Source organism: Clostridium mobile, from assembly GCF_018918285.1.
Classification (GTDB): domain Bacteria; phylum Bacillota; class Clostridia; order Clostridiales; family Clostridiaceae; genus Clostridium_AW; species Clostridium_AW mobile.
In genome coordinates, this window is record NZ_JAHLQF010000003.1 from 580,937 (window position 1) to 606,944 (window position 26,008).

The window sequence follows — 26,008 nt, forward strand, 5'->3', positions numbered from 1 at the left end:
TACAGGAGAGATTATTTTGAATAAGGGATTAATAAATATACAATGGGAAAAGGTAGAAGAATATTCTGAAGAGGAAATTACTTATTTTTTATTTGTTGAGGGTAAGACTTTAGATGCCATATGTAAAATTAGGAATATAAATAAAGAAACTGCTAAAAGGCACATTATAGAAGGCAAAATAAAATATGGTATACTAGCTAAGAGTGAAAACGAAGAAGAGCTATTAAAAAATATATCAAGGGCAGGAAAAGGGGATAAGCTAGAAATAATTAACTCCTTAGAGAAAGAAATGAAAAGTAAGCTAATAAGCTATATAAAAAATAATTATGTAGAAATGTATCCAAAAGAGAAAGAAACAGCTATTTGGATAATTGGAGAGTTAAAGGAAATTAGCTGTAATGATATATTGTTAAAAAGCTCAGTTCATAAATTTGTTAATGTAAGAAGAATGGCCATATCAGCTATGGGTAAGATTGGAGATAAAAGCTTAGAATTACCTCTAATGAGAGCTTTAGATGATGAAAATCCTCAAGTAGTTTTATATGCTATAAATGGATTGATTAAAATAAAAAGTGAGAAAGCATATGATAAAATCAATAATATATTAGTAAATACATCAAAAGAATATATTAAAAGAGCTGCATTGAGATATATGGATGAAATAAATTCTAATGGACAGGGGGAATAATATGGGATACTTAACCATAAAAGACCAAGTAAGCTCTGAGTTTGAAGAAAAAAAATCAGTATTTATTGGTCATGCAAAAAGAGTTTATAACGAAGAAGAAGCTAAATCCTTTGTTGATAAAATAAAAAGTGAGCATAGCCAAGCTACCCATAATGTTTATGCTTATATAATAGGGGAAAATATGGGTATTCAAAGATATAGTGATGATGGAGAGCCACAGGGCACAGCAGGAATTCCGGTTTTAGATGTAATAAAGAAAAATGGAATAACTAATACAGCCATAGTAGTAACAAGGTATTTTGGAGGCATACTTTTAGGAAAGGGTGGTCTAGTTAGAGCTTATAGTAAAGGAGCAGCTCAAGCCATTAAAGAGGCTGGCGTAGTAGAAAGAGTAGAAGGATGTGCCTTACATATTTATATAGATTATGATTTGCTAGGGAAAGTTCAATATTTATGCGGTCAAAATGATTGGCATATGGAAGATACTATATACACTGATAGAGTTGAGATAATTATTTTATGCGTAGAAGATTTAATGGAAAGAATAAAGAAGGAGATAATTCAAGTCACTTCAGGAAAATGTGACTTTGCAAAAGATAAAGAGGGATACTATTTTAAGATAGAAAATAGACTATATGAGGAAGAAATAATTTGAGTTTATATAAGGCTATATGATATAATATTTTCGGTATTTTATAAGAAAAATTTAATTTAAATAGATTTAAATTATGCAAAAATGTTTTATATACTTAAGGAGGAGATATAAATGTCAGGACACTCTAAGTGGCATAATATACAAGCTAAAAAAGGTAAAACGGATGCTAAAAGAGGTAAGATATTTACTAAAATAGGTAAGGAGTTAGCTATAGCAGCTAAAGATGGTGGTTCTAATCCTGAAACTAATAGTAAATTAAGAGATGTTATTGCAAAAGCAAAAGCTAACAATATGCCTCAAGATACTGTAATGAGAGCAATTAAAAAAGGATCAGGAGAACTAGATAATGTAAACTATGAAGAAATAGTTTATGAAGGATACGGACCTTTTGGAGTTGCAGTAATAGTTTCTGCTCTAACAGATAATAAAAATAGAACAGCTGGAAATGTTAGACCGGCCTTCACTAAATTTGGGGGGAACCTAGGTGCTAACGGATGCGTAGGCTGGATGTTCCAACAAAAAGGGCAAATAGTTATTGAAAGAAAAGAAGAAATGGATGAAGAGGAAATAATGATGGCAGCAATAGAAGCTGGAGCAGAAGATTTCCAACCATCTGAAGAAGCATTTGAAATAATTACTTCTGTTGAAGATTTCGGAACTGTAAGAGAAGCTTTAGAAAAAATGGGCTTTGAGTTCATATCTGCAGAGCTTACAATGATTCCAGATACAACAATGTCATTATCCATGGAAGAATCAGAAACTATACAAAAGCTTATAGATAAACTAGAAGATGATGACGATGTTCAAAACGTTTATCACAATGCTGATTTCCCTGATGAATTTGAAGGATAATATGAAATATAACACTTCTAAATGTATGTATAAAAACTTACTACATTTAGAGGTGTTTTTATTTTAAAATTAAATATATTATTAATATTTTATAATAAATTTATTTTTTTGCATAAAATTATTAATTAATGTCAATAATCCTTCTTAGGAGGGATATTATGGATATTAAGAAAAGCAAAAAATTTTATGTAGTGTTAATTATTATGGTGTCAATAATTATATTTTCATTAAGTTACTATATTAGCATTCAATTTTTCAGAGGGAAAAATGAAGAGGTAGATGACAATAGAATACAGGTAAACAATCAAATCAAAGAGGGTTACACTCAAAATAAAGATAATGAAAGTATATCTTCTAATAGTTCAGTTGTATTTAAAATTAGATATAGAAAGAGTGGAGACACATTAATATCTAAAGTAGATAAAGTAAGTAACCTAAATGTAAAAACTAAAGGTGAATTAGAAGAAAAGTTTAAAGATGAATATAAGTTAACTGATATTACAGATGATAAAATTGTCATGGTAAAGGAAGTAGATAAATATTCTCCTAATAAGTATGTGCTTGGAATAAAAGGTGACTACATAGCAATATTTAGGACAGACAGTAATGGGGAAATGTACATAGAAAATGAAGAAAAAGATATAACAGATAAAAGAATAGATAACTTAAAAGAACAAGATATAGTGTTGTTAACGAATGGTAGTGAATATTTTCAATGCAACACTAGAGAAGAAGCACTATCACGCCTCGAGGATTATGAATAATAGTCCTTGAGGCTTTTTATTAGCCCCTCTTATTCTTGAAATAAATTTATTTAAATGATAAAGTAGAGATTGATAATTTAAATCTTAAGGGGCTGAAACTAATGTACGAATATATTAAAGGCATTTTTAAAGGGATGAACAAAGATTATATAATTGTAGAGAATGGTGGAATAGGTTATAAAATATTTACATCAGGAAATACGTTATCAAAAATTCCTAAGACAGATGAAGAAATAATATTATATTTGCAGCAAATTGTTAGAGAAGACTTTATAGGGCTTTATGGGTTTCACTCTAAAGAAGAAAGGGATATGTTTAACTTGTTATTAACCATAAATGGAGTTGGAGTAAAAGCATCTTTATCATTGCTATCTATAACAAGTACATATAAATTAAAATATGCTATCTTTATTGGTGATGAAAAGACTTTAACTAAAGCTCCGGGCATAGGTAAAAAGACAGCACAAAGAATTATTTTAGAATTAAAAGATAAGCTAAAAGCTGAACATTTTACATCAAAAGAAGAAAATAATTTTGAAGAAGATACTGCAGAAATAGATGTATTTACCGAAGCTTTAGCTGCTTTAATGGCTTTAGGTTATTCAGAAAAAGAAGGAAATAAAGCATTAAATTCTGTGGACAAAAAAGCTCCTTTAGAAGATGTGATTAAACAATGTTTGAAATTTTTAATGAGTTGAAAGGAGTAATAAAATGGAGAATAGATTTGTTACACCTTTAAATATAAAGGAGGACAATGAAATAGAGTTTAGCTTAAGACCTAGAAAGCTAAAGGAATATATCGGACAAAGAAGAGTTAAAGAAAAATTAGATATATTCATAAAGGCAGCACAAGGAAGGGAAGAGGCCTTGGACCATGTTTTGTTACATGGACCACCGGGACTCGGAAAAACCACATTGGCTAATATAATAGCAGAAGAAATGGGTGGTAATCTAAAGATAACATCAGGGCCAGCTATAGAGAGAGCAGGAGATTTAGCAGCTATACTTACAAGCTTGAATGATTATGATGTATTGTTTATTGATGAAATACATAGATTAAACAGATCAGTAGAAGAGATTCTTTATCCAGCTATGGAAGACTATGCTTTGGATATTGTGATAGGGAAAGGTGCTTCTGCTAAATCCATAAGATTAGATTTGCCACAGTTTACTTTAATAGGGGCTACAACTAGAGTAGGAATGCTTACTTCTCCTCTTAGAGATAGATTTGGCGTGTTGTGTCCTATGGAATTCTATGAAGAAGAGGAACTAAAAGAAATAATTATTAGATCTGCTGGAATTCTAAATGTTAAAATTGAAGATAATGCTGCCTTTGAACTTGCAAGAAGCTCAAGAGGTACGCCAAGAATAGCAAATAGAATATTGAAAAGAGTAAGAGATTATTGCCAAGTTAAAGGAAATGGAATAATTGATTATACTTCATCTATGGAAGCCTTAGAATTATTTGAAATTGATAAAGAAGGATTTGATAGTATAGATAATAAAATCCTAAACGCAATTATAGATAATTTTGACGGAGGACCTGTTGGAGTAGAAACTCTTGCTTACTTCATAGGAGAAGAGCTAGATACAATACAGGACGTATATGAACCTTATTTACTTCAAAAAGGATTTATTATTAGAACTCCTCGAGGAAGGACAGCTACAGATAAAGCATATAAACATTTTAATAAAAAAAGAAAAGTAAACACTGAAATTGAACAATGCTCGATAGATATAAAGGAGTGGTAACGTGAAAGTAACAGATTTTGACTACTATTTACCGGAAGAATTGATAGCACAGGTTCCAATAGAAAAAAGAGATGAAGCAAAGTTAATGGTAATAGATAAAAATAATAAAGAGATTGAGCATAAAATATTTAAAGATGTTATAGACTACTTAGAAACCGGTGATTGCCTGGTTTTAAATGATACTAGAGTACTTCCAGCCAGACTTATTGGTGAAAAAAAAGGCAGTGGCGGAAAGATGGAGTTCTTGTTATTGAAAAGAGTAGATAAGGATAATTGGGAAACTTTAGTTAAGCCTGGTAAGAGAGCAAAAATAGGAAGTAGATTTACTTTTGGTAACGGTGAATTAAAGGCTGAAGTAGTAGCTTTAGGAGAAGAAGGAAGTAGAATAGTTAAATTTGAATATGAAGGTGTATTTGAAAGCGTATTAGATAGGCTTGGTCAAATGCCATTACCTCCATATATAAAAGAAAAGTTAGAAGATAAGGAACAATACCAGACTGTATATTCAAAAGAAAGGGGCTCAGCAGCGGCTCCAACAGCCGGATTACATTTCACTGAAGAGTTATTAAGTGAGATCAAAAACAAGGGTATAAGCCTAGTGTTTTTAACTCTTCATGTGGGTCTAGGAACATTTAGACCTGTAAAAGCTGAAGATATAACAGATCATGTTATGCACTCAGAATACTACACTCTTTCGAAAGAAAGTGCAGAAGTTATCAATAAAACAAAGGAAATGGGAAAAAAGGTTATAGCTGTAGGTACTACCTCTTGTAGAACTTTAGAAACTATAGGTGATGACAATGGAAGAGTAAAGGAATCCTCAGGATGGACTGATATATTCATATATCCAGGATATAAATTTAAGATTATAGATGGATTAATAACAAATTTTCACCTTCCTCAATCAACTCTATTAATGTTAGTTAGCGCTTTATGTGGTAGGGAAAAAATATTGAATGCATATAATACAGCAGTTAAAGAAGAATATAGATTTTTCAGTTTTGGAGATGCCATGTTAATTAAGTAAATTTTACTTCAGGAGGAAAATTGATATGTACAAATTAATAAAGAAATGCGGTAATGCAAGAAGGGGTGAGTTTAAAACACCTCATGGAACAATTCAAACACCTGTATTTATGAATGTAGGAACGCTAGGAGTTATAAAAGGTGCAGTATCCTCCATGGATTTAAAAGAAATAGGATGCCAAGTAGAGTTATCTAACACCTATCATCTTCATTTAAGACCTGGTGACCAAGTAATAAAAAAAATGGGTGGATTACATAAATTTATGAATTGGGATAGACCGATTTTAACAGATTCAGGTGGATTCCAAGTCTTTTCCTTAGCCGGTATGAGGAAAATTGAGGAAGAAGGAGTATATTTTAATTCACATATAGATGGAAGAAGAATATTTATGGGACCAGAAGAAAGTATGCAGATACAAAGTAACATAGCTTCTACTATAGCTATGGCTTTTGATGAGTGCATACCTATTCCATCAACAAAGGAGTATGTTGAAAAATCTGTAGCTAGAACGGTAAGATGGCTTGAAAGATGCAAAAAAGAAATGGATAGGTTAAATTCTTTACCAGATACAATAAACAAACAACAAATGCTTTTTGGAATTAACCAAGGAGCAACATTTGACGACATTAGAATAGCTAACGCAAAAGAAATAGTAAAAATGGATCTAGATGGATATGCTATAGGAGGGCTTGCTGTAGGGGAAACTCATGAAGAAATGTATAATACTATAGATACAGTAGTAGAATATTTACCAGATAATAAACCAATCTATCTTATGGGGGTAGGAACACCTAGCAATATTTTAGAAGCCGTTGATAGAGGGGTAGATTTTTTTGATTGTGTTCTTCCAGCAAGAAATGGAAGACATGGCCATGTATTTACCAAGAATGGGAAGATAAATTTAATGAATGCAAAATATGAGTTAGATTCTGACCCAATAGATGAAGGATGTAATTGCCCTGCATGTCAGCACTATTCTAGAGCATATATAAGGCATTTATTTAAGGCAAAAGAAATGTTAGCTATGAGATTATGTGTTCTTCATAACTTGTATTTCTATAATAATATGATGAAAGAAATAAGAGATGCTATAGATGGTGATTATTTCTCCAAATATAAGGAGAGTAAATTAGCTCAGTGGAGTGGAAAAGCTTAGAAAAAAACTTTACATCACATAAAAAGGATTATAAACTTATATTATGAGGGGAGGTGAATATATGTTAGCACTTAAAAATTTAACAACAGTGGCAACAGCTGCTCCGGCATCAGGAAGTATGTTAGGATTATTTTTACCATTTATTATAATGATGCTGTTCTTTTATATAATTGTGTACATACCGGAAAGTAGAAGAAAGAAAAAGTATAGAGGAATGCTGGATTCATTGAAAGTAAATGATGAAATTATTACAAAGGGTGGAATATTAGGGAAAGTTATAAATATCCAGGATACATTTATTATTTTAGAGTCTGGACCTAGTAGAGCTAGAATTAAGCTTGATAAGAATGGTATATTATCAATATTAAATACTAGTGAAGCTGCTGTTGAGGATAAAAAAGAAGACAAGAAAGAAGATAAAGCAGAAGATAAAGCGGAGGAAAATGAATCTCCAGGATACAAGGAAAATTAAATTTCTTATCATAAAACACCTCATTTCTACATAAATTCTAGTAGATAGGAGGTGTTTTTTATATGGAAAAAAGTAGTTTTTTACCAATAGGGGATGGAATTTTAAGAAGTACTATTTTAACAGTAATTTTTATGCTTATATATGCTGTTATAATGACTTTTGTAGATTTAAGCGATAAAACAAATAGCGTATTTTATTTAGTTACAACTATACTCAGTATTATGTATGGAACTGTATATGCTGTGCGAAAGATTAATAAAAAAGGGTGGTTAACTGGGATAGTTATAGCAACATTGTACATGCTAATAATATACTTTGTATCAATAATAGCAGGGAACAATTTAACGGTAGATAATAGAATGATGATAAGATTTTTACTAGCTTTAGGAGTAGGGGCATTATCAGGTATGCTAGGCATAAATATTTGATAATTACTTTATTTTGTGGTCTTTTTATGATATAATCATACGGAAATATGCTATTTAGGAATGGAGGAGTTTATATGAAACATATAAAAACTATAAATAAGACAAACATAAAGGATAGCTTAAAGAAGCCAGGATGTAAAGAATGTGCTAATTCATGCCAATCAGCATGTAAAACTTCCTGTACAGTTGCAAATCTAGCTTGCGAAAATTAATATAAAAAGCAGTAACTTTAGGTTACTGCTTTAAATTTAGCCAAAACGGGTTAGGAGGAAATAATTTGTCACTTATACACAAATTTATTCAAGATGGAGAATACTATATTTTAGATGTAAACTCAGGAGCAGTACATGTAGTTGATGAGTTAGTTTATGAAATAGTTGATAAAGAAGGATTAAGAAAAAAAGAAGATATCTTAAATAAGTTCCAAGATAAATATGACAGAGAAGATATATTAGAAGCCTATGAAGAATTAGAAGTTCTTGTAAATGAGAATATGCTTTATTCAAAAGACTTATATGAAGATATAGGCAAAAATGCAGGAGAGGGACAATCTTTCATAAAGGCTTTGTGTTTAAATATTGCTCATGATTGCAATTTAAGATGTAAATATTGTTTTGCAGACGAAGGAGAATATAAAGGCAAAAGAGAGCTTATGTCACCAGAAGTAGGCAAGAAAGCCATAGATTTTGTAATAAAACATTCAGGACCAAGAAAACATATAGAAGTGGATCTCTTTGGAGGAGAGCCATTAATGGCATTTAACACTATTAAAGAAATAGTAGAATATGCAAAAGAACAGGAAAAGATTCATAATAAAATTGTTAGATTTACTATGACTACCAATGGCGTATTATTGACAAAAGAAATTATGGATTATTTGGATAAAAATATGGGTAACATAGTTTTAAGCATAGATGGCAGAAAAGAAGTTAATGATGGAGTTAGAACCAGAGTTGATGGCAGCGGATGTTACGATACAATTCTACCTAAAATAAAGAAGATGGTAGAAATGAGAGGTAAGGGAAAACAATACTATGCAAGAGGAACCTTTACTAGAAACAATACGGATTTCTTTGAAGATGTGTTACATTTAGTCAATGAAGGATTTGATGAGGTATCCGTAGAACCAGTTGTATTAGAAGAAGGTCACCCTCTTTCCTTAAGAGAGGAGGACTTGCCTAAAATATTTGAACAATATGATAAGATCTATAAAGAAATGGTTAAAAGGCATAAAGAAGGGAACTCATTTAAGTTTTATCATTTCAACGTAGACCTTCAAGGAGGACCTTGTGTTTATAAAAGAATATCAGGATGTGGTGCAGGTCATGAATATGTTGCTATAACCCCTTCAGGAGATATATATCCTTGTCATCAATTCGTTGGAAATGATGAATTTAAAATGGGAAATGTTTTTGAAAGTGATTTAAATGAATCAATAGAAAAACGGTTTAAACAAGGAAATATATATTTTAAACCAACTTGTATAGATTGCTGGGCAAGATTCTATTGTAGTGGTGGATGCCAAGCTAACAACTATAGTTTTAATAAGGATATATTAGTACCTTATAAATTAGGTTGTGAAATGCAAAAGAAGAGAATAGAATGTGCTATAGCATTAAAGTCACAACTGATAGAAGAATAATAGAAAATATCAATATGAGAGGGTAATTAGACTCTCTTATATTGACTATTTTTTACATTGGTTATATAATTTTTGTATGTCGTTTCCTTATAAATTCAAGAAATGATAACTTAATATATAATTAACAAAAGAAGGGGGATAAATATGAAAGGTAATAAAACCTTAAAGAGTACAATCCTATTCATCTTATCAGTTCTTATAATAGGATTTTTAGCTTATGCTGGTGCCTTTGGAATAGACAACATACTTGGAACTGGATATAGGTTTAAATCTTTTAATGAGACCATAAAAAAAGGATTGGATCTTCAAGGAGGCGTGTCAATAGTTGAAGAAATCCAAGAGGATAAAGTAGACAGTGCAACTATAGACAGAACTATTGAACTTATATCTATGAGAGTTAATAAATTAGGAGTTAGTGAAACTATAGTTCAAAGAGAAGGGGAAAAGAGAATCAGAATAGAGATACCAGGCATCTATAATGCTAAGGAAGTAATAGATAGCGTTGGTAAAACAGGTGAATTAAAGTTTGTAGGACCTGATAATGAAGTAATACTTACAGGTAAGGACGTTAAAAATGCAGTGGCTCAGATTGATCCTAGCAATAATCAACCAATAATAAGCTTAGAGTTTACTGATGAAGGAACTAAAAAATTTGCTGAAGCAACTAAAAAGTTTATAGGACAGCAAATAGCAATCTACATGGATGAAGAACTCTTAACTAGTCCAGTAGTAAATGATGTTATAGCTACAGGAAAGGGTATGATTTCAGGAAGTAAATCCCTTGAAGAAGCGAAAAGACAGGCAGGTATAATAAAGTCTGGAGCATTACCAGTGGTTGTTAAACCTGTTGAGGTAAAAACTGTAGGTGCGACGTTAGGAGCTAATGCACTTCCACTTAGCATAAAGGCTGGTGCAATTGGAATAGGACTAGTAATGCTATTTATGTTATTATATTATAGAGTTCCTGGACTTATAGCAAATATAGCTCTAACATTTTACATAGTATTAGTACTCTATACCTTTGTTTCAATAAAAGCTATTTTAACTCTATCAGGAATAGCAGGTTTCTTGCTTACAATAGGTATGGCGGTAGATGCTAATGTACTTATATTTGAGAGAATAAAAGAAGAGTTATCTACAGGTAAATCCATAAGAAGCTCAGTTGATTCTGGATTTCATAGAGCTCTAAGTTCCATTATGGACTCCAATATAACAACTATAATCGCAGGAATAGTTTTATATAACTTAGGTTCTGGAGCGGTAAAAGGCTTTGCCCTTACTTTAATGATCGGAATAGTATTAAGTATGTTCACAGCTTTAGTAGTAACAAAGTTCTTATTAAAGTTAGCTGTAGAAATGGGTATGCTTAATAGTTTGGCAGCTTTTGGTGTAAAGAGGAGGGTAGAGTAAAATGAAGTCTTTTAAAATAATTGAAAAAACAAAGATATGGATAGGAATATCACTTGCGATAATGGTTTTAGGATTGTTTTTTGCAATAAAGGATGGATTTAATTACGGAATTGACTTTAAAGGTGGTACCCTAGTTAAAATTAATATGAAGCAGGAGTATGACAAGGAAGAAGTAGAAAAGATAGTAGAAAAGTATACAAAGGACTATACAACAAATTCTGCAGTTACTACTTCAAATGAAATTTTACTAGAAATAAGAAGTAATTCCTTAACAGAAGACCAAATTGAACCTATGTTTAAGGAAATAAAAGAGAAATATAAGTTGGAAGATAAAGATTTGGTTTCTCAAGAAACAATAGGAGCATCAATAGGTAAAGAATTAAGGCAAAAGGCATTTATTGCTTTAATTTTAGCTAATATAGGAATGTTAATATATATAGGAATTAGGTTTGAATTTAAGTTTGGGTTAGCAGCAATAATTGCATTAGCCCATGATATTTTAATAACCCTAGCTGTATATGCTATATTCCAAATACCAATAAATAGCAGCTTTATAGCAGCTATACTAACAATAGTTGGATATTCAATAAATGATACAATAGTGGTATTTGATAGAATAAGGGAAAATGGTAAGAGAATGAGAAAAATAAGCGATACAGAATTGGCTAATATAAGTATTTCTCAAACCTTAACTAGATCTATAAATACGAGTTTAACAACATTATTTACAATTGTAGCGGTGTATGTATTTGTTCCAGCAGTAAGGGATTTTGCAATACCATTAATAATTGGAATAGTTTCAGGGGCCTACTCTTCTATATTTATAGCTAGCCCTTTATGGGTATATTTTAGAAAGAAGAAATAAAAAAGCGTTAATAGAAAATAAAAAGCGTTTTTATTACAAAACAACTAAAAACCAGAGCGAAACTGCGCTCTGGTTTACTATTTTCAATAAAATATGTATAAAATATTTGTAAAAAAGTATATTTTAAATTATAATATATATGCTTTTTATTTTTTGGAGGACTTAGCTATGGAGAATAGAGGTTATTCTTTTCATAATCCCTTTTTATTAAAGAATATGAATGAGGCTTTAATGAGGATAGTTAGAGCTGTAAATGAAAGGGAAAAAATAATAGTATATGGATGTTGTGATTTAGATGGAATATCAGCGGTTTCATTGCTTTTTTTGGTTTTAAAATATTTGAATGCAGATGTAGAATATTTTATATCCGATGGAGACGATGATAACTTTGATATAAGGACAGATATAATAAAAAATCATGTAAAGTTCTTAGGAACTAATTTAATGATAACAGTTGGTTGCGGGATTAATTCTTCTTATCAAGTAGATTTATGTAAACAGTTGGGTATTGATGTAATAATTACTGATAATCACCACTGTCATAATAAAGTCCCAGATACCATAGTGGTTAGTCCAAAACAAAAGGATTGTATATATCCATTTAAAGATTTATCTAGTGTAGGTGTTGCCTACAAGCTTGTTCAATCGATATCATCTTATTATCAGATGAAGAGTATTAGTAAATATTTAGATTTAGTTATGTTAGGTACTAAGTCGAATAAGGTCTCCTATGAAGGAGAAAATAAGGCTATAATAGATGAAGGTATATATCATATGAACTACACAAATAATTACGGATTGAGAGCTTTAATGAAGGTGAGCAATATAAAGCATATAGATATAATTAATGTAAATAAGCTTATAGACAGTATTGCACCCTCTTGGAATAATACGAGGATGTTGGATAATGCTAGAATTACAGTAGAACTGCTCACTACATCTAATAGTGATAGAGCAGAACAAATTGCTAAATACTTAAAGAATGAAGTAAAGGGTAGTAGGGTTTGTAATAAATAAACTCCTTTTATTGAATAACCTGTCCATTGTAATATATAATTATACGATTCTAGGGGGAATTGATGATGAATTTAAAAGAAAAGATAAGAGTAATTGAAGGATTTCCAAAAGAAGGAATAAGTTTTAAAGATGTGACAACTCTCTTAAAAGATAGTGAGGCTTTAAGGTTTACTATAGATTCAATGATAGATAGTCTAAAAGATAAAAACATTGATGTAATAGTTGCTCCAGAGGCTAGAGGATTTTTATTTGGAGTTACATTAGCCTACACTTTAGGAATAGGATTTGTACCTGTTAGAAAGAAAGGAAAGCTGCCTTGTGAAACCATATCTAGCACTTATGAACTTGAATATGGAAGTGACGTTTTAGAAATGCATAAAGATGCTATAAAACCAGGACAGAGAGTAGCAATTGTAGACGATTTACTTGCTACAGGAGGAACTATTGAATCAGTAGCAAAAATGGTTGAAGGCTTAGGTGGAGAAGTGGCTTCAATTAATTTTGTTATTGAGCTAACTGATTTGAATGGAAGAGATAAATTAAAGAAATATAATACTGAATCCCTTATACAGTACAATATATAAAAATTATATATTATATAAAAAATAACCATTGATAAATTTAATATCAATGGTTATTTTTTTTATTTTATTAATAAAGTTCAATTTTTCTTAACAAAATGTATACGGAAAAGATATTGACTATTAGTCAGTTAATGTATATAATAACAAAGTAGAAAATGACTATTAGTCATAAAATATAAATTAAGGAGAGGATGGCCGTGAAGAAATTCGGAGATTTTATAGTTAAGCATAGAATTTTAGTTATTATATTATCGGTATTATTATTAATTCCATCCTTTATTGGAATGGCCAAAACTAAAATAAACTATGATATGCTTGAATATCTTCCACAGGAATTAGATTCTATGAAAGGACAACAAGTCTTGGATAAGACATTTTCTAATGCTGCAAGTTCGATGCTCATAATAGAAGATATGGAGTCTAAGGATGTTTTAAAGCTTAAAGAGGAAATATCAGAAATAGAAGGTGTAGATACCGTGATATGGATAAGTGACATCTTAGATGAAAGTGTACCTAAAGATATATTACCGGATGAAATAAAAAATGTTTTCTATAGCAAAAATTCAACTATGTTAATTATAAAGTATAATGAGTCTGCTTCATCAGAAGTGACACAAAAGGCTATAGGAACCATAAGAAAAATTACAAATGAGCAGTGTTTTTTAAGTGGTATGTCTGCCATAGTGAAGGACACTAAAGATTTGTCTGATAAGGAAACGCCTATGTATGTGTTAATTGCAGTTATATTATCTGTTGTAGTACTAGCATTAACCATGGAATCCACATTAATTCCAGCAATATTTTTAATAAGCATGGGTTTTGCCATAGTATTTAATATGGGGACTAACATATTTTTAAAAGAAGTATCATATGTAACCAAATCTATAGCTGCAGTACTACAGCTTGGAGTAACAATGGATTATTCTATATTTTTACTTCATAGATATGAGGAAGAAAAGAAGAAGATGGAAAATAGATATGAAGCTATGGCTGAGGCAATATCCAACACCATAGTATCTATATCAGGTAGTTCACTTACTACTATAGCTGGATTTTTAGCTTTGTGCTCAATGAAGTTAAGCTTAGGCAGAGATATAGGTCTTGTGATGGCTAAAGGGGTAGTATTAGGCGTACTATCTACCATTACAATACTTCCAGCGCTTATACTAACTTTTGATAATCAAATTCATAAATACTCACATAGGACAATACTTCCTGAATTTAATAAAGTATCAAAAATAGTATCACAAAAATATAAAACTTTTATTTGGATTTTTTTAATAGCCTTTATACCTGCTTTGTATGGTAACAACAATTTGAAGGTATATTATAACTTAGATAGATCTTTACCAAAAGATTTACCATCAATAATAGCTACAAATAAATTAAAAGAAGATTATAACATGACTACTACTCATTTTATTGTGGTTCATGATAATGTTCCAGCTTATAATATGGAGAAAATGATAAAAGAAATTGAAGGAGTAGAAGGGGTAGATAAGGTATTAGGTTATAACAAATTCATGGGAGAGGCTATACCAGAGAGTTTTATACCAGATAAAATTAGAGAAACCTTTAAAAAAGATGGATACAATTTAATTTTAGTAAACTCAAAATATAAGGCGGCTACAGATGAAGAAAATAAACAAATAGAAGATATAAATTCAATAGTAAAAAATTATGATAAAGAATCTATGATGACAGGTGAAGGAGTATTAACTAAAGATTTAGTTATGCTAGCAGATGAGGATTTTAAGAGTTCAAACTTAATATCTATAGGAGCAATATTTGTCATTATTTTATTGGTGTTTAAATCACTAAGTATACCTATTATATTAGTTCTTGCTATAGAGCTTGCAATACTTGTCAATATGAGTATGTCTTTCTATATGGGAACAACAGTACCTTTTGTAGCTTCTATAGTAATAGGATGTATTCAATTAGGAGCAACTGTTGACTATGCAATATTATTGACTTCAAGGTTTAAAGAAGAGCTAGGAAATGGATTAGATAAATTTACTGCAATGGAGAAGGCGGTAAAGGAATCAGCAAAATCCATTGTGACAAGTGCTTTAGCTTTCTTCGGTGCTACAGCTGGAGTGGGGATAATATCAAATTTATCTATAATAAGAACTCTATGCATTATGATGGCTAGAGGCGCAATTATAAGCATGATCGTTATTATTTTCATTCTTCCATCTATATTGCTAGTATGTGAAGGGATAATAAAGAAAACCACAAAAGGGTGGGTACAATCTAATTAATATAAAGGAGAAGATGTAGTATGGATAAGAAAAGTTTATCAAAAAATTTAGTTTGTTTTGTGTTAATGGGAACTATGTTAGCTCCTAATGTAGTGAGCGCTAAAGAAATGATAATAAAGGATGAATCTGTATATGTAAATCTTTCTGAGAAAGGAGATGTAGAGAATCAAGTAGTTACCGATTGGTTGAGAGGGAATGGACAAAGTATAGAGGTGAAAGATAGATCAGGATTGGAGAATATAAAAAATATAAAAGGTGAAGAAAACTTTAATAAAAGTGGAGAAAACTTAACTTGGAAGATGGAAGGTAAGGATATATTCTACCAAGGAACTACAAATAAAAAGCTGCCTCTAGAAATTAAAATAAAATATTATTTAGATGATAAGGAAGTAAATCCAAAAGAAATTGCAGGTAAGTCAGGAAAATTAAAAATTCAAATAGAATATGTAAATACAAGCATTCATATGGAAAATATCAATGGACAATATGATAAGATATACGCATCAATAACAGTATTGACAATGGTAACTTTACCACTTGAGAACTTCAAAAATATCAAGAGCAATGAAGGTACTATGATATCAGAAGGAAATAACAATATAATAAGCTTTGTATCCTTGCCAGGGCTTAAAGAAAATTTTAATATAGAAAATGGAAATTTAAATATACCAAATAATATAGAGATAGAGTGTGATGTTGAGAACTTTAAAATGTCCCCAATATTAATAACGGCTACTCCTAAATTACCAGAAATAAAGTCTCTTAAAGAAGCTAAAAATGTTGGAGATTTGGATGATGCAATAAAAGAATTAAAAGATGCATCTAATAAAATAATGGATGGAACATTAAAAATAAAAGATGGTAGTGGAAGCTTAAACAAAGGGCTTATAGATTTTAAATCTGCTATGATATCTGCAAAGAATGGATCTGAACAACTAAGCAATGGTATAGGTAAAATGAAAGAAGGAACTGAAAAAATAAAAGAAGAATTACATCAAAATCCAGATAAAATATCATTGATAAGAGATCCTAAAAATGTAGAAGAGGAAAGGAAGTTAATTGACCATGCTTTTAAAGCAAAGGATATGGACATAAATTTACTACAAGATGCTATGAAAGTTCTAACTGCTGAAAATATAGCTTTGTTTAATAAGACATGTAAAGATTTTAAAAATATAGATGAAAATGAAATATTAAATCATCCCCTATATAAAGGATTAAATATTTTAACAAAAGATGATGGTATTAAGAATATAAATTCCCTTATGGCAGGATTGGAGGAAGTAAGTAACGTAGATGGGAATATACTAAAAAAATATAATGATTTATTAAATGATGCACCTAAGATTAATAATAGTGTTAATAAATTTTCAAGTGTTATAGAAAATTTTGATAGCAATAGGCTTACCGCTATTAAAAACGGTTTGAGTAGTGAAAATATAAATTCATTAAGAACTATAATGAATAGTGGAGAAAAAGTGAAAAATATTGATTTGAATTCAATAAATAACATATTAAAGGAAGAAATAAACACTGCTGATGCTTATCATTCTCAAACTGAGCAATTAAGAAAAGAAGAAAATGTTAAATTTTTAGAAGGTATAGTTGATTCTAATGATAAATTATCAAATGAGGAAAAAGTTAAAGCTAAGGCATTGTTAAAAGGATATTATGAAACTGTAGATGAAACTGATAAAAAATTTAAGAATTCTCAAAGTAAAATTTCAAATTTATCAAGTGAGTTAAATTCATTAAATGATCTACAAAGACAATTTAAAGATAATGAAAAAAATATTGGTGAATTAAACTCAGCATTAAATGAAAGTAATATCTACTATATAAATGGTACAATAGATCAATTAGGAAAACTAAAAGAGGAAGTGTCATCTCCAGAAGGGAAAAATATTATAAAAAATATAAATGAAGTATTCAATGAAAAGAATATAACTAATATGCAAGGCTTTATGAAAAAGTTTATAAGTATTAAAGAAGATTTAGATAAAAATAAAAATAATTTAAATCAGATAAAGAGTATTTTAGATGGTATAAATGATCCTGCATCAGCAAAAACTTTAGAAAAGATAAAGTTGCTGCAAGAAGATTTGGATAAATTAATACCTGAATTGACAAAACTCCAAAAATCTTTGCCAGATGATGTAAATAATAATATTAAGGTTGTACCAAAAATGCTAAAAGAACTTACTATTATGCAACAGGATTTAAAAAACAATGAAAAGATACTAGAGTTAGTTAAGGACTCTTTAAAAGAAGAAAATATAAATAAAGCTAATGAAATGTTAGATCAAATTCCTACCTTGAATGATGGCGTAGAGAAGTTATATGAAGGTTCATATAATCTAGATAAAGGAATGGAATCTTTAATTGATAAAGGAGTAAATCCTTTGATTGAAGGAAGTACCAATCTCTTTGAAGGAAGTGAAGAGCTGTACTCAGGAGTATTAAAGTTTAAGAAAGAGGGAGATGGAAAGATAGACTCTAAATTAGGTTTAAAAATTGAAGACATGGATAGAATTATAAAGGTCAAAGATAAACTATATGAAATGTCAGATAGATATGGAACTTACACTGGAGTAGGAGAGGATATGGAAGGTAGTGTTAAATTTATAATGAGAACTGATTCCATAAAAGCTCCACAAGTAAAAAAAGAAAAGAAATTAGTAATTGAAGAAGAAAAAAAGGGAATTCTTCAATGGGTTAAAGACTTGTTCATTTAAGATGAAATAAAATGAATTGAACTCCTATGTAACTAGAATACATAGGGGTTCAATTTATATTTAATATTGACTAAATAAAATTTCTAATCAATAATAGTATATAATATATTACTTAATTGCATATATTTTCCCATAAGGAGGAATTATATTAGTATGACTAAAGAAGAAAATGAGATTAAAAAAAAGAATACAGTAAAAAAAGAAGTAAAACTTTATGAGTCTGCCTTTCAATTGTTTTCTGATAAAGGGGTAAATGATACCTCTATTGATGATATAGTTAAAAATGCAGGAGTAGCAAAAGGAACTTTCTATCTTTATTTTAAAAATAAGTATGATATTATAGATAAAATCATATTAAAAAAGAGCGCTCATATATTGAAAGAGGCGTTAAATCATACTTTAAATATTTTAAATGGTAATGATGAAAGCTTTTCGGAAGGATTAATAATATTTACAGACTATATTATTGAGTATTTTAAGTTGAATAAAAAACTATTGAAGATAATACATAAAAATCTCTCTTGGGGACTCTATAGAAAAGCCATAGCTAATGCTAATCAGTATGAAGAAATGAAAGAGATTATGGAGCTTTCAAAGGATATTATGATAAAAGAAAATATAGATGAAAAGGAATTTGAAATCAAGCTTTTTATGATTATAGAACTTACCAGTTCTATCTGTTATAGTTCTATAATTTTAGAGGAACCATATAGCATAGATATTATGAAGCCGTATCTATTTGGAATGCTTGAAAAGATGGTGTCTTAGCAAAATATAAATTGCATGTTTCTACAAAATATTATATAATGTTAATAAAAAATAATGGCTGGTTATTAAAACCAGCCATTGATTTTAGGGGAGTAAAATATGCTTGAAAAATTGATGGATAGGATAGATAAAAATTGCATAAATGTAGATAAAGAATTAGTAAAAAAAGCATATAATTTTGCCTATGATGCTCATGGGGAGCAGAAAAGGGAGTCAGGTGAGCCATATATTACTCACCCTCTTGAAGTAGCATGCATATTAGCAGAAATGGGTATGGACACCAGCACTATTGTGGCTGGCCTTTTGCATGATGTTATTGAAGATACAATATGTACATATGAGGATGTTGAAAGAGAATTTAGTAAAGAAGTTGCTGATTTAGTTGAGGGTGTAACTAAATTAGGTAAGATAAAATATAAAACAAAAGAAGAACAGCAGGTAGATAATGTAAGGAAGATGCTTTTGGCTATGGCTAAAGACGTTAGAGTTATACTGATTAAACTTGCGGATAGACTTCATAATATGAGAACTTTAAAATATATGCCAGAAGGAAAACAAAAGGAAAAATCTAAGGAGACCTTTGATATATATGCACCATTAGCTCATAGATTAGGAATATCTAAAATAAAATGGGAATTAGAAGATTTAGCTTTTAGATATATAAATTCAGCAGAATACTATGATCTAGTAAAAAAAATAGCAGAAAAAAGGGCAGAGAGAGAAGCATATACAGAAATGATAATAAATCAATTATCAGATAATTTGGAAAAGGCTGGTATTAAATCTGATATTGAAGGTAGGCCAAAACATTTCTATAGTATATTTAGAAAAATGGTTAATCAAAATAAGACCTTAGAGCAGGTATTTGATTTGACTGCAGTAAGAATACTTGTGCATACTGTAAGGGATTGTTACGCAGTTTTAGGAATAGTTCATACTATGTATAAACCAATACCAGGTAGGTTTAAGGATTACATTGCTATGCCTAAACCAAATATGTATCAATCGCTTCATTCAACCGTGATAGGACCTCAAGGAAAACCCTTTGAAATACAAATAAGAACAGAAGAGATGCATAGAACAGCAGAGTATGGTATCGCAGCCCATTGGAAGTATAAAGAGGGAAAAATAAATGAAAGTAATATGGAATTAAAACTTTCTTGGCTTAGAGAGATACTTGAATGGCAAAGAGAAACCCCAGATGCGGAAGAGTTTATGGAAGGCTTTAAAATAGATTTATTTTCAGATGAAGTATTTGTATTTACACCAAAGGGTAATGTAATAAACCTTCCTAGTGAATCAACTCCTATAGATTTTGCATATAAAATTCATACAGATGTAGGGAATAAATGCGTAGGAGCAAAGGTCAATAACAAGATGGTACCTCTTGATTACCATTTAAAAACTGGTGAAATAGTAGAAATAATAACATCTAATTCATCTAAAGGTCCTACTATTGAATGGATTAATATTGCAAAGAGTAATCAAGCTAAAAGTAAAATTAGAGCTTGGTTTAAAAAGGTTAAAAGAGAAGAGTCCGTAGGTAAAGGGAAAGAGCTTTTAGAAAAAGAGGCAAAGAAACAGGGATATAATTTTGGTGAAATAGCAAAAGGCGATATATTGAATAATATATTAAAGAAATATAGCTTTAATTCAGTGGAAGACCTTTATGCTGCCGCAGGTATGGGAGATATATCTCCTTCAAGCATAGTTGCAAAAATAAAAGAAGCTTATGAAAAAGGTAATAAGGTACAGCTCACAAATGAAGAAATATTAAGTAGTATAAATAATAAGAACGCAAAGGGAAATCAAAGTAAGCATAATAAGAAAAGAACTTCTTCCCCAGCAATAATTGTTAAAGGTGTTAGTAATTTATTGGTGAGATTTTCAAAGTGTTGCAACCCAGTGCCAGGAGACGATATAGTAGGCTATATAACAAAAGGAAGAGGAGTTTCTATCCATAGAAAAGATTGCGTAAACTTAGCAAATTTACTGGAAGATGGGGAAAATAAGATTGTAGAAGTAAGTTGGGGAGAATCAAAAATAGGGGATTATATAGCAGAAATTCAAGTAAAAGCAGATGATAGAGATGGTTTACTAGCAGAGATCATGGATATAATTACTCAAACAAAAACAAATCTCTATGCTATAAATGCAAAACCAATAAGAGGTACTACTGCTCTAATAAATATTAAATTTAAAATACCTAATATCGAGCACCTTAAAGATTTAATGAAAAAGATCAAAAGATTAAGAGGTGTTAGTGATGTGTATAGAACTAAGAATTAGAGGTGATGAACTTGAGAGCTGTTGTTCAGAGAGTTAAAATGTCCAAAGTAGAAGTGGACGAAAAAACAATAGGAAGCATAGATAAGGGATTAAATGTTCTCTTAGGTATATGTAAAGAAGATACTATAGAAGACGTAGCTTATTTAAAAGATAAGATATTAAATCTAAGAATTTTTGAAGATGAAGAATGTAAAATGAATAAGTCCTTACTAGATGTAGGTGGAGAATTATTAATAATCTCTCAGTTTACCTTATATGGTGATGTGAGAAAAGGTAAGAGACCTAGCTTCACCCAAGCTTTAGGTGGAGAGGATGCAAAATTTCTATATGAGGAATTTATTAAGCAGTGTAAGGAAATCCTAGGTAATGTGGAAACAGGAGAATTTGGGGCAGATATGGAAGTTACTATAGTAAATGACGGTCCTGTAACTATATTACTAGATAGTAAAAAAACATTTTAAATTATAGGAGTGAATTAAATGAAAATTAATAGATTGCCCGTTGGGTCATATGCTGCTAATTGCTATATAGTTATGGATGATAAGACTAAAGAAACTATGGTGATTGATCCAGGTGCAGAAGCTTCTTTAATAAATAATGAAATAAAGAAAATGGGTGGAAAAGTAAAATATATATTTTTAACCCATGGTCATCTTGATCATACAGGTGCTGTAAGCGAGCTTAAGGAATTAACTAATGCTTTAGTTGGTATAAATGAAAAGGATGAAAAAGCTATAGAAAAAGGTGGCTATGTATTTGGAGATAAAAATAAATTTGGAAGAGCTGATATACATTTAAAAGATGGAGATGAATTTCAAATAGGAGATATTAAAATAAATTGTATAGAAACACCTGGTCATTCCGAAGGAGGAATGTGTTTCTTACTTAAAAATGTAGTATTTACAGGAGATACTCTTTTTGAAGGCTCCATAGGAAGGACAGATTTTGAAGGTGGAGATTTTAAAGTATTGATAGATAGCATTAAAAATAAATTATTAAATCTTCCTAAAGAAACAGTAATACTTCCAGGTCACGGCGGTGAGAGTAGAATAGATTACGAAAAAATGTATAACCCGTTTTTATAAAATTATGAAAGAAAGTAGATAATATGGCAATTTCAATAGAATTGAATAATCTAAAATATAGGTATGATGTATACCAAATTTTTAATTTATTTTTTCCTTTGAACCAATTGGATTTTAACACTACCTCTCCTGATTATAAAATTGAGATAGGGGAAGATTCAATATTAATAGAGGATAAGAATGGATCAGAGAATTTTAATATAAATAAAGATATAAATGTTAAAGAAGAAGTAAAAAAGAGTAGTTACATTTTTCTAGAAAAGAGAACAGGGAAAAAAATTCCCTGGGGAACTCTTGTAGGGATACGGCCTAGTAAAATTGCGTTATCTCTATTGAAAGAGGGAAAATGTGAAAAAGAAATTATAGATTATTATAAAGAGCATCATATAGCAGAAGAAGAAAAAGCTAAACTATGTATTGAAGTAGCGAAAATAGAAAGCAATATGGTTAATAATGATAAGAGAAAAATAAGCATTTATATAGGTATGCCTTTCTGTCCTACTAGATGCTTATATTGTTCTTTTACCTCAAATCCAATAGTAAGTTGCAAAAATGTGGTGAGAGCATACTTGAATGCTTTAACTAAGGAAATAGAAGAAATAAGCAGATTTATTAAAGAAAAAGAACTAATTATAGAAACATTGTACTTTGGAGGGGGGACTCCTACCTCCATAAAAGATGAAGAATTTGAAGATATTATGGAAAAAATATATAATAATTTTATACATGATAATAATGTACGTGAATTTACTGTTGAGTGCGGAAGACCTGATAGTTTATCAGCTCATAAGTTTTCTACCATGAAGAAGTATGGTGTAACAAGAATAAGTATAAACCCTCAAACTATGAACGATGATACTTTAAAACTTATAGGCAGAAATCATTCTGTAGAGGATATTAAAGATAAATATAGAATGGCAAGAGATATGGGTTTTAACAATATAAACATGGACATAATTGTAGGATTGCCGGGTGAAAGGTTACCTCATATAAAGAATACGTATAAAGAAATATATAATCTGAAGCCAGATAGTATAACAGTTCATGGAATGTCTTTTAAAAAAGGATCTAAATTATATGAAAAATTAGAAGAATATTTAAGAGATATAGAACAGAATGAACTAAATAGAATGTACGAGGAAACCTTTAAATTATCAAAGGATTTAAATATGAGCCCATATTATATGTATAGGCAAAAAAATATGGTTGGCAATATGGAGAATGTGGGGTATTCTCTAAAAGGTAAGGAATGTATATATAATATACAGATGATTGAGGAAAGACAAACTATTATAGCTCTAGGAGCAGATGCCGTAACTAAGGTTGTATACTTAGAGTTGAATAAAATAGAAAGAGTACCCAATGTAAAAGATGTATTAGAGTATAATAATAGAATTGATGAAATGATCAATAAAAAAATAACAGAATTAAATAAGCTATATTAACTTTAAGAGCTTATAAAGAGGAGGAAAAACAATGGGCGAAGCGTTGAATGGACTTAAAAGAACTATAATGTGTGGTGAGCTAAGAGAAGAACATGTGGATAGTGACCACATAGTTATGGGATGGGTTCAAAGAAAAAGAAATCTTGGAGGACTAACATTTATAGATTTAAGAGATAGAACAGGCATCCTTCAAGTTGTATTTGGAGAAGAGATAAATAAGGAAGCTTTCGAAAAAGCAGACACAGTAAGATCTGAGTACTGTATATCTGTAAGGGGTAGAGTTGTTAGAAGAGAATCTCCTAATAATAGCCTTCCAACAGGAATGATAGAGCTTAAAGGAGAGGAAATAAAAATATTGTCCGAATCAGAAACTCCTCCTATATATATAAAAGAGGACTTAGATGCTTCAGAAAATATAAGATTAAAATATAGATATTTAGATTTAAGAAGATCTGACATGCAAAAGAGATTTATGATTAGACATAAGACTGCTAAAGCTGTTAGAGATTTTATGGATTCTCAAGGATTCTTAGAGGTTGAAACTCCAATGCTTACAAAGAGCACACCAGAAGGAGCAAGAGATTATTTAGTTCCTAGTAGAAACTATCCAGGAAGTTTTTATGCATTACCACAGTCACCACAATTGTTTAAACAGCTATTAATGGTGTCAGGATTTGATAGATATTTCCAAATAGTTAAGTGCTTTAGAGATGAAGATTTAAGAGCAAATAGACAGCCTGAATTTACTCAGGTGGATATAGAAATGTCCTTTGTAGAAGTTGATGATGTAATAGATATGAATGAAAAGTTAATACAACATGTATTTAAACAGGTATTAGATGTAGATATAAAAATACCATTTGAAAGAATACCATATAGAGTAGCTATGGCTAAGTATGGAAGTGATAAACCAGAGTTAAGATTTGGAATGGAAATAGAAAACATAACAGACGCAGTAAAGAACACTGAGTTTAAAGTGTTTAAAGATGTAGTAGAAAATGGTGGAACCATAGGTGCTATTAAGGCAGAAAATTGTGCTGATATGGGAAGAAAACAAATTGATAAATTAACTGATTTTGTAAAAGGATTTAAGGCAAAAGGATTAGCTTGGATAGCATATAAAGAAGATGAAATAAAATCACCAATTGCTAAGTTCTTAACTGATGAAGAGTTAAAGGCTATAATCCATAAGATGGATGCAAAAGTAGGAGATTTAATTTTAATCGTGTCTGATGTAAAAGAAAAAGTTGTTTTAACAAGTCTAGGACAGTTAAGATTACATTTAGCTAAAGAATTAGAGCTATTAAAAGAAAATAAAGAATTTAGATTTGCATGGATAACTGAATTCCCATTAGTTTCATATAACGAAGAAGAGGATAGATGGGAAGCAGAGCACCATCCATTTACATCACCTATGGATGAAGATATACAATATCTAGATACAGATCCAGGCAGAGTGAGAGCAAAAGCTTATGATATGGTGTTAAATGGAGAAGAGCTAGGTGGAGGAAGTATAAGAATACACGATAGTAGCTTACAGGAAAAAATGTTTAAAGTTTTAGGATTTACTCAAGAAAAAGCTTGGGAAAGATTTGGATTCTTATTAGAAGCATTTAAATATGGTCCGCCACCACACGGAGGATTGGCATTCGGATTTGATAGAATGGTAATGTTCTTAAGTGGAACTGATAACATTAAAGATGTTGTAGCATTCCCTAAAAATCAAAATGCTCTTTGTCCAATGACAGAGGCACCAAGTAACGTTGATGAAGTTCAATTAGATGAATTAGGTTTAGTTATCAATTTAAAGGGTGAAGAATAAAAAATATATAAAATATAATAAAGAATTTAAAAAATGTAGTATAATATAATTAAAAGGAAACATAGCTCCTGCTGTGCTCGTTAGAATAGGTTTATATTGAGCCAACACATAAGTTAAAGGGAATCGGACTCTTTTTGTAGATTTGACGCTTAAATTCTATTTAAGAACAAGGAAACAAAAAGGAGATGCCCACCTGCAAAGGCAGGTTCAAACATGACCTATTTCGGCGGCATGGCGGGGATTGTTTTTATCAATGTTGATTTTTATGATGTACTACATAAAATTGAA

General features: G+C 30.3%; 24 protein-coding genes and 1 other RNA gene. All 25 read left to right on the forward strand.

Annotated elements, in window-relative coordinates:
• The first annotated feature begins 16 nt into the window (after window positions 1-16).
• The 25 genes from KQI86_RS14480 to ssrS all read left to right on the forward strand — a co-directional run bounded on the left by KQI86_RS14480 (window position 17) and on the right by ssrS (window position 25,965).
• The gene (locus KQI86_RS14480) at window positions 17-688 is read left to right on the forward strand and encodes a HEAT repeat domain-containing protein (protein WP_216440063.1); all 672 of its coding nucleotides are present in this window, start codon (window positions 17-19) and stop codon (window positions 686-688) included.
• Window position 689: 1 nt separating this feature from the next.
• Window positions 690-1,343: a YigZ family protein gene (locus KQI86_RS14485; protein ID WP_216440064.1), complete on the forward strand. Its 654-nt coding sequence runs from the start codon at window positions 690-692 to the stop codon at window positions 1,341-1,343.
• 111 nt (window positions 1,344-1,454) lie between these two features.
• The gene (locus KQI86_RS14490) at window positions 1,455-2,195 is read left to right on the forward strand and encodes a YebC/PmpR family DNA-binding transcriptional regulator (protein WP_216440065.1); all 741 of its coding nucleotides are present in this window, start codon (window positions 1,455-1,457) and stop codon (window positions 2,193-2,195) included.
• 158 nt (window positions 2,196-2,353) lie between these two features.
• Window positions 2,354-2,959 (forward strand): hypothetical protein, encoded by a 606-nt coding sequence (locus tag KQI86_RS14495; protein ID WP_216440066.1) that lies wholly within the window; start codon window positions 2,354-2,356, stop codon window positions 2,957-2,959.
• Window positions 2,960-3,060: 101 nt separating this feature from the next.
• Entirely contained in the window at window positions 3,061-3,657 is a 597-nt protein-coding gene (gene ruvA, locus KQI86_RS14500; RefSeq protein WP_216440067.1) for a Holliday junction branch migration protein RuvA, read from the forward strand.
• Between the two features lie 13 nt (window positions 3,658-3,670).
• The gene (ruvB, locus tag KQI86_RS14505) at window positions 3,671-4,711 is read left to right on the forward strand and encodes a Holliday junction branch migration DNA helicase RuvB (protein ID WP_216440068.1); all 1,041 of its coding nucleotides are present in this window, start codon (window positions 3,671-3,673) and stop codon (window positions 4,709-4,711) included.
• A 1-nt stretch (window position 4,712) separates the two neighbouring features.
• Complete coding sequence (gene queA, locus KQI86_RS14510) at window positions 4,713-5,738, forward strand: tRNA preQ1(34) S-adenosylmethionine ribosyltransferase-isomerase QueA (protein WP_216440069.1); 1,026 nt, start codon at window positions 4,713-4,715, stop codon at window positions 5,736-5,738.
• A gap of 25 nt (window positions 5,739-5,763) precedes the next feature.
• Window positions 5,764-6,894, forward strand: coding sequence for a tRNA guanosine(34) transglycosylase Tgt (gene tgt / locus KQI86_RS14515; RefSeq protein ID WP_216440070.1), 1,131 nt, complete (start codon window positions 5,764-5,766; stop codon window positions 6,892-6,894).
• A 61-nt stretch (window positions 6,895-6,955) separates the two neighbouring features.
• Window positions 6,956-7,366: a preprotein translocase subunit YajC gene (gene yajC / locus KQI86_RS14520; protein WP_425514383.1), complete on the forward strand. Its 411-nt coding sequence runs from the start codon at window positions 6,956-6,958 to the stop codon at window positions 7,364-7,366.
• A gap of 62 nt (window positions 7,367-7,428) precedes the next feature.
• Complete coding sequence (locus KQI86_RS14525) at window positions 7,429-7,794, forward strand: TIGR04086 family membrane protein (RefSeq protein ID WP_216440071.1); 366 nt, start codon at window positions 7,429-7,431, stop codon at window positions 7,792-7,794.
• A gap of 74 nt (window positions 7,795-7,868) precedes the next feature.
• Entirely contained in the window at window positions 7,869-8,006 is a 138-nt protein-coding gene (gene scfA / locus KQI86_RS14530) for a six-cysteine ranthipeptide SCIFF (RefSeq protein ID WP_216440072.1), read from the forward strand.
• Between the two features lie 65 nt (window positions 8,007-8,071).
• Window positions 8,072-9,436, forward strand: coding sequence for a thioether cross-link-forming SCIFF peptide maturase (gene scfB, locus KQI86_RS14535; protein WP_216440073.1), 1,365 nt, complete (start codon window positions 8,072-8,074; stop codon window positions 9,434-9,436).
• A 144-nt stretch (window positions 9,437-9,580) separates the two neighbouring features.
• Complete coding sequence (gene secD / locus KQI86_RS14540) at window positions 9,581-10,846, forward strand: protein translocase subunit SecD (RefSeq protein WP_216440074.1); 1,266 nt, start codon at window positions 9,581-9,583, stop codon at window positions 10,844-10,846.
• Window position 10,847: 1 nt separating this feature from the next.
• Entirely contained in the window at window positions 10,848-11,711 is an 864-nt protein-coding gene (gene secF, locus KQI86_RS14545; RefSeq protein ID WP_216440075.1) for a protein translocase subunit SecF, read from the forward strand.
• 168 nt (window positions 11,712-11,879) lie between these two features.
• A complete protein-coding gene (locus KQI86_RS14550; RefSeq protein ID WP_216440076.1) occupies window positions 11,880-12,728 on the forward strand; it encodes a DHH family phosphoesterase in 849 nt (282 codons plus the stop codon).
• Window positions 12,729-12,793: 65 nt separating this feature from the next.
• Window positions 12,794-13,312, forward strand: coding sequence for an adenine phosphoribosyltransferase (locus KQI86_RS14555; RefSeq protein WP_216440077.1), 519 nt, complete (start codon window positions 12,794-12,796; stop codon window positions 13,310-13,312).
• Window positions 13,313-13,503: 191 nt separating this feature from the next.
• Window positions 13,504-15,576 (forward strand): efflux RND transporter permease subunit, encoded by a 2,073-nt coding sequence (locus KQI86_RS14560; RefSeq protein ID WP_246582820.1) that lies wholly within the window; start codon window positions 13,504-13,506, stop codon window positions 15,574-15,576.
• A gap of 20 nt (window positions 15,577-15,596) precedes the next feature.
• A complete protein-coding gene (locus KQI86_RS14565; protein ID WP_216440079.1) occupies window positions 15,597-18,311 on the forward strand; it encodes a GumC domain-containing protein in 2,715 nt (904 codons plus the stop codon).
• Between the two features lie 153 nt (window positions 18,312-18,464).
• Window positions 18,465-19,079, forward strand: coding sequence for a TetR/AcrR family transcriptional regulator (locus KQI86_RS14570; protein ID WP_216440080.1), 615 nt, complete (start codon window positions 18,465-18,467; stop codon window positions 19,077-19,079).
• Between the two features lie 99 nt (window positions 19,080-19,178).
• On the forward strand, window positions 19,179-21,368 hold the full coding sequence (locus tag KQI86_RS14575) for a RelA/SpoT family protein (RefSeq protein ID WP_216440081.1): 2,190 nt from the start codon (window positions 19,179-19,181) through the stop codon (window positions 21,366-21,368).
• Between the two features lie 11 nt (window positions 21,369-21,379).
• Window positions 21,380-21,829 carry a D-aminoacyl-tRNA deacylase gene (dtd, locus tag KQI86_RS14580; RefSeq protein WP_216440251.1) on the forward strand — a complete coding sequence of 150 codons (450 nt, stop codon included), beginning with the start codon at window positions 21,380-21,382 and terminating at the stop codon, window positions 21,827-21,829.
• A gap of 18 nt (window positions 21,830-21,847) precedes the next feature.
• The gene (locus KQI86_RS14585; protein ID WP_216440082.1) at window positions 21,848-22,453 is read left to right on the forward strand and encodes an MBL fold metallo-hydrolase; all 606 of its coding nucleotides are present in this window, start codon (window positions 21,848-21,850) and stop codon (window positions 22,451-22,453) included.
• Between the two features lie 23 nt (window positions 22,454-22,476).
• Window positions 22,477-23,898, forward strand: coding sequence for a coproporphyrinogen III oxidase (locus KQI86_RS14590; protein ID WP_216440083.1), 1,422 nt, complete (start codon window positions 22,477-22,479; stop codon window positions 23,896-23,898).
• A gap of 31 nt (window positions 23,899-23,929) precedes the next feature.
• A complete protein-coding gene (gene aspS, locus KQI86_RS14595; protein ID WP_216440084.1) occupies window positions 23,930-25,720 on the forward strand; it encodes an aspartate--tRNA ligase in 1,791 nt (596 codons plus the stop codon).
• Between the two features lie 62 nt (window positions 25,721-25,782).
• Window positions 25,783-25,965: non-coding RNA, 6S RNA (ssrS, locus tag KQI86_RS14600), on the forward strand.
• The last annotated feature ends 43 nt before the right edge of the window (window positions 25,966-26,008 follow it).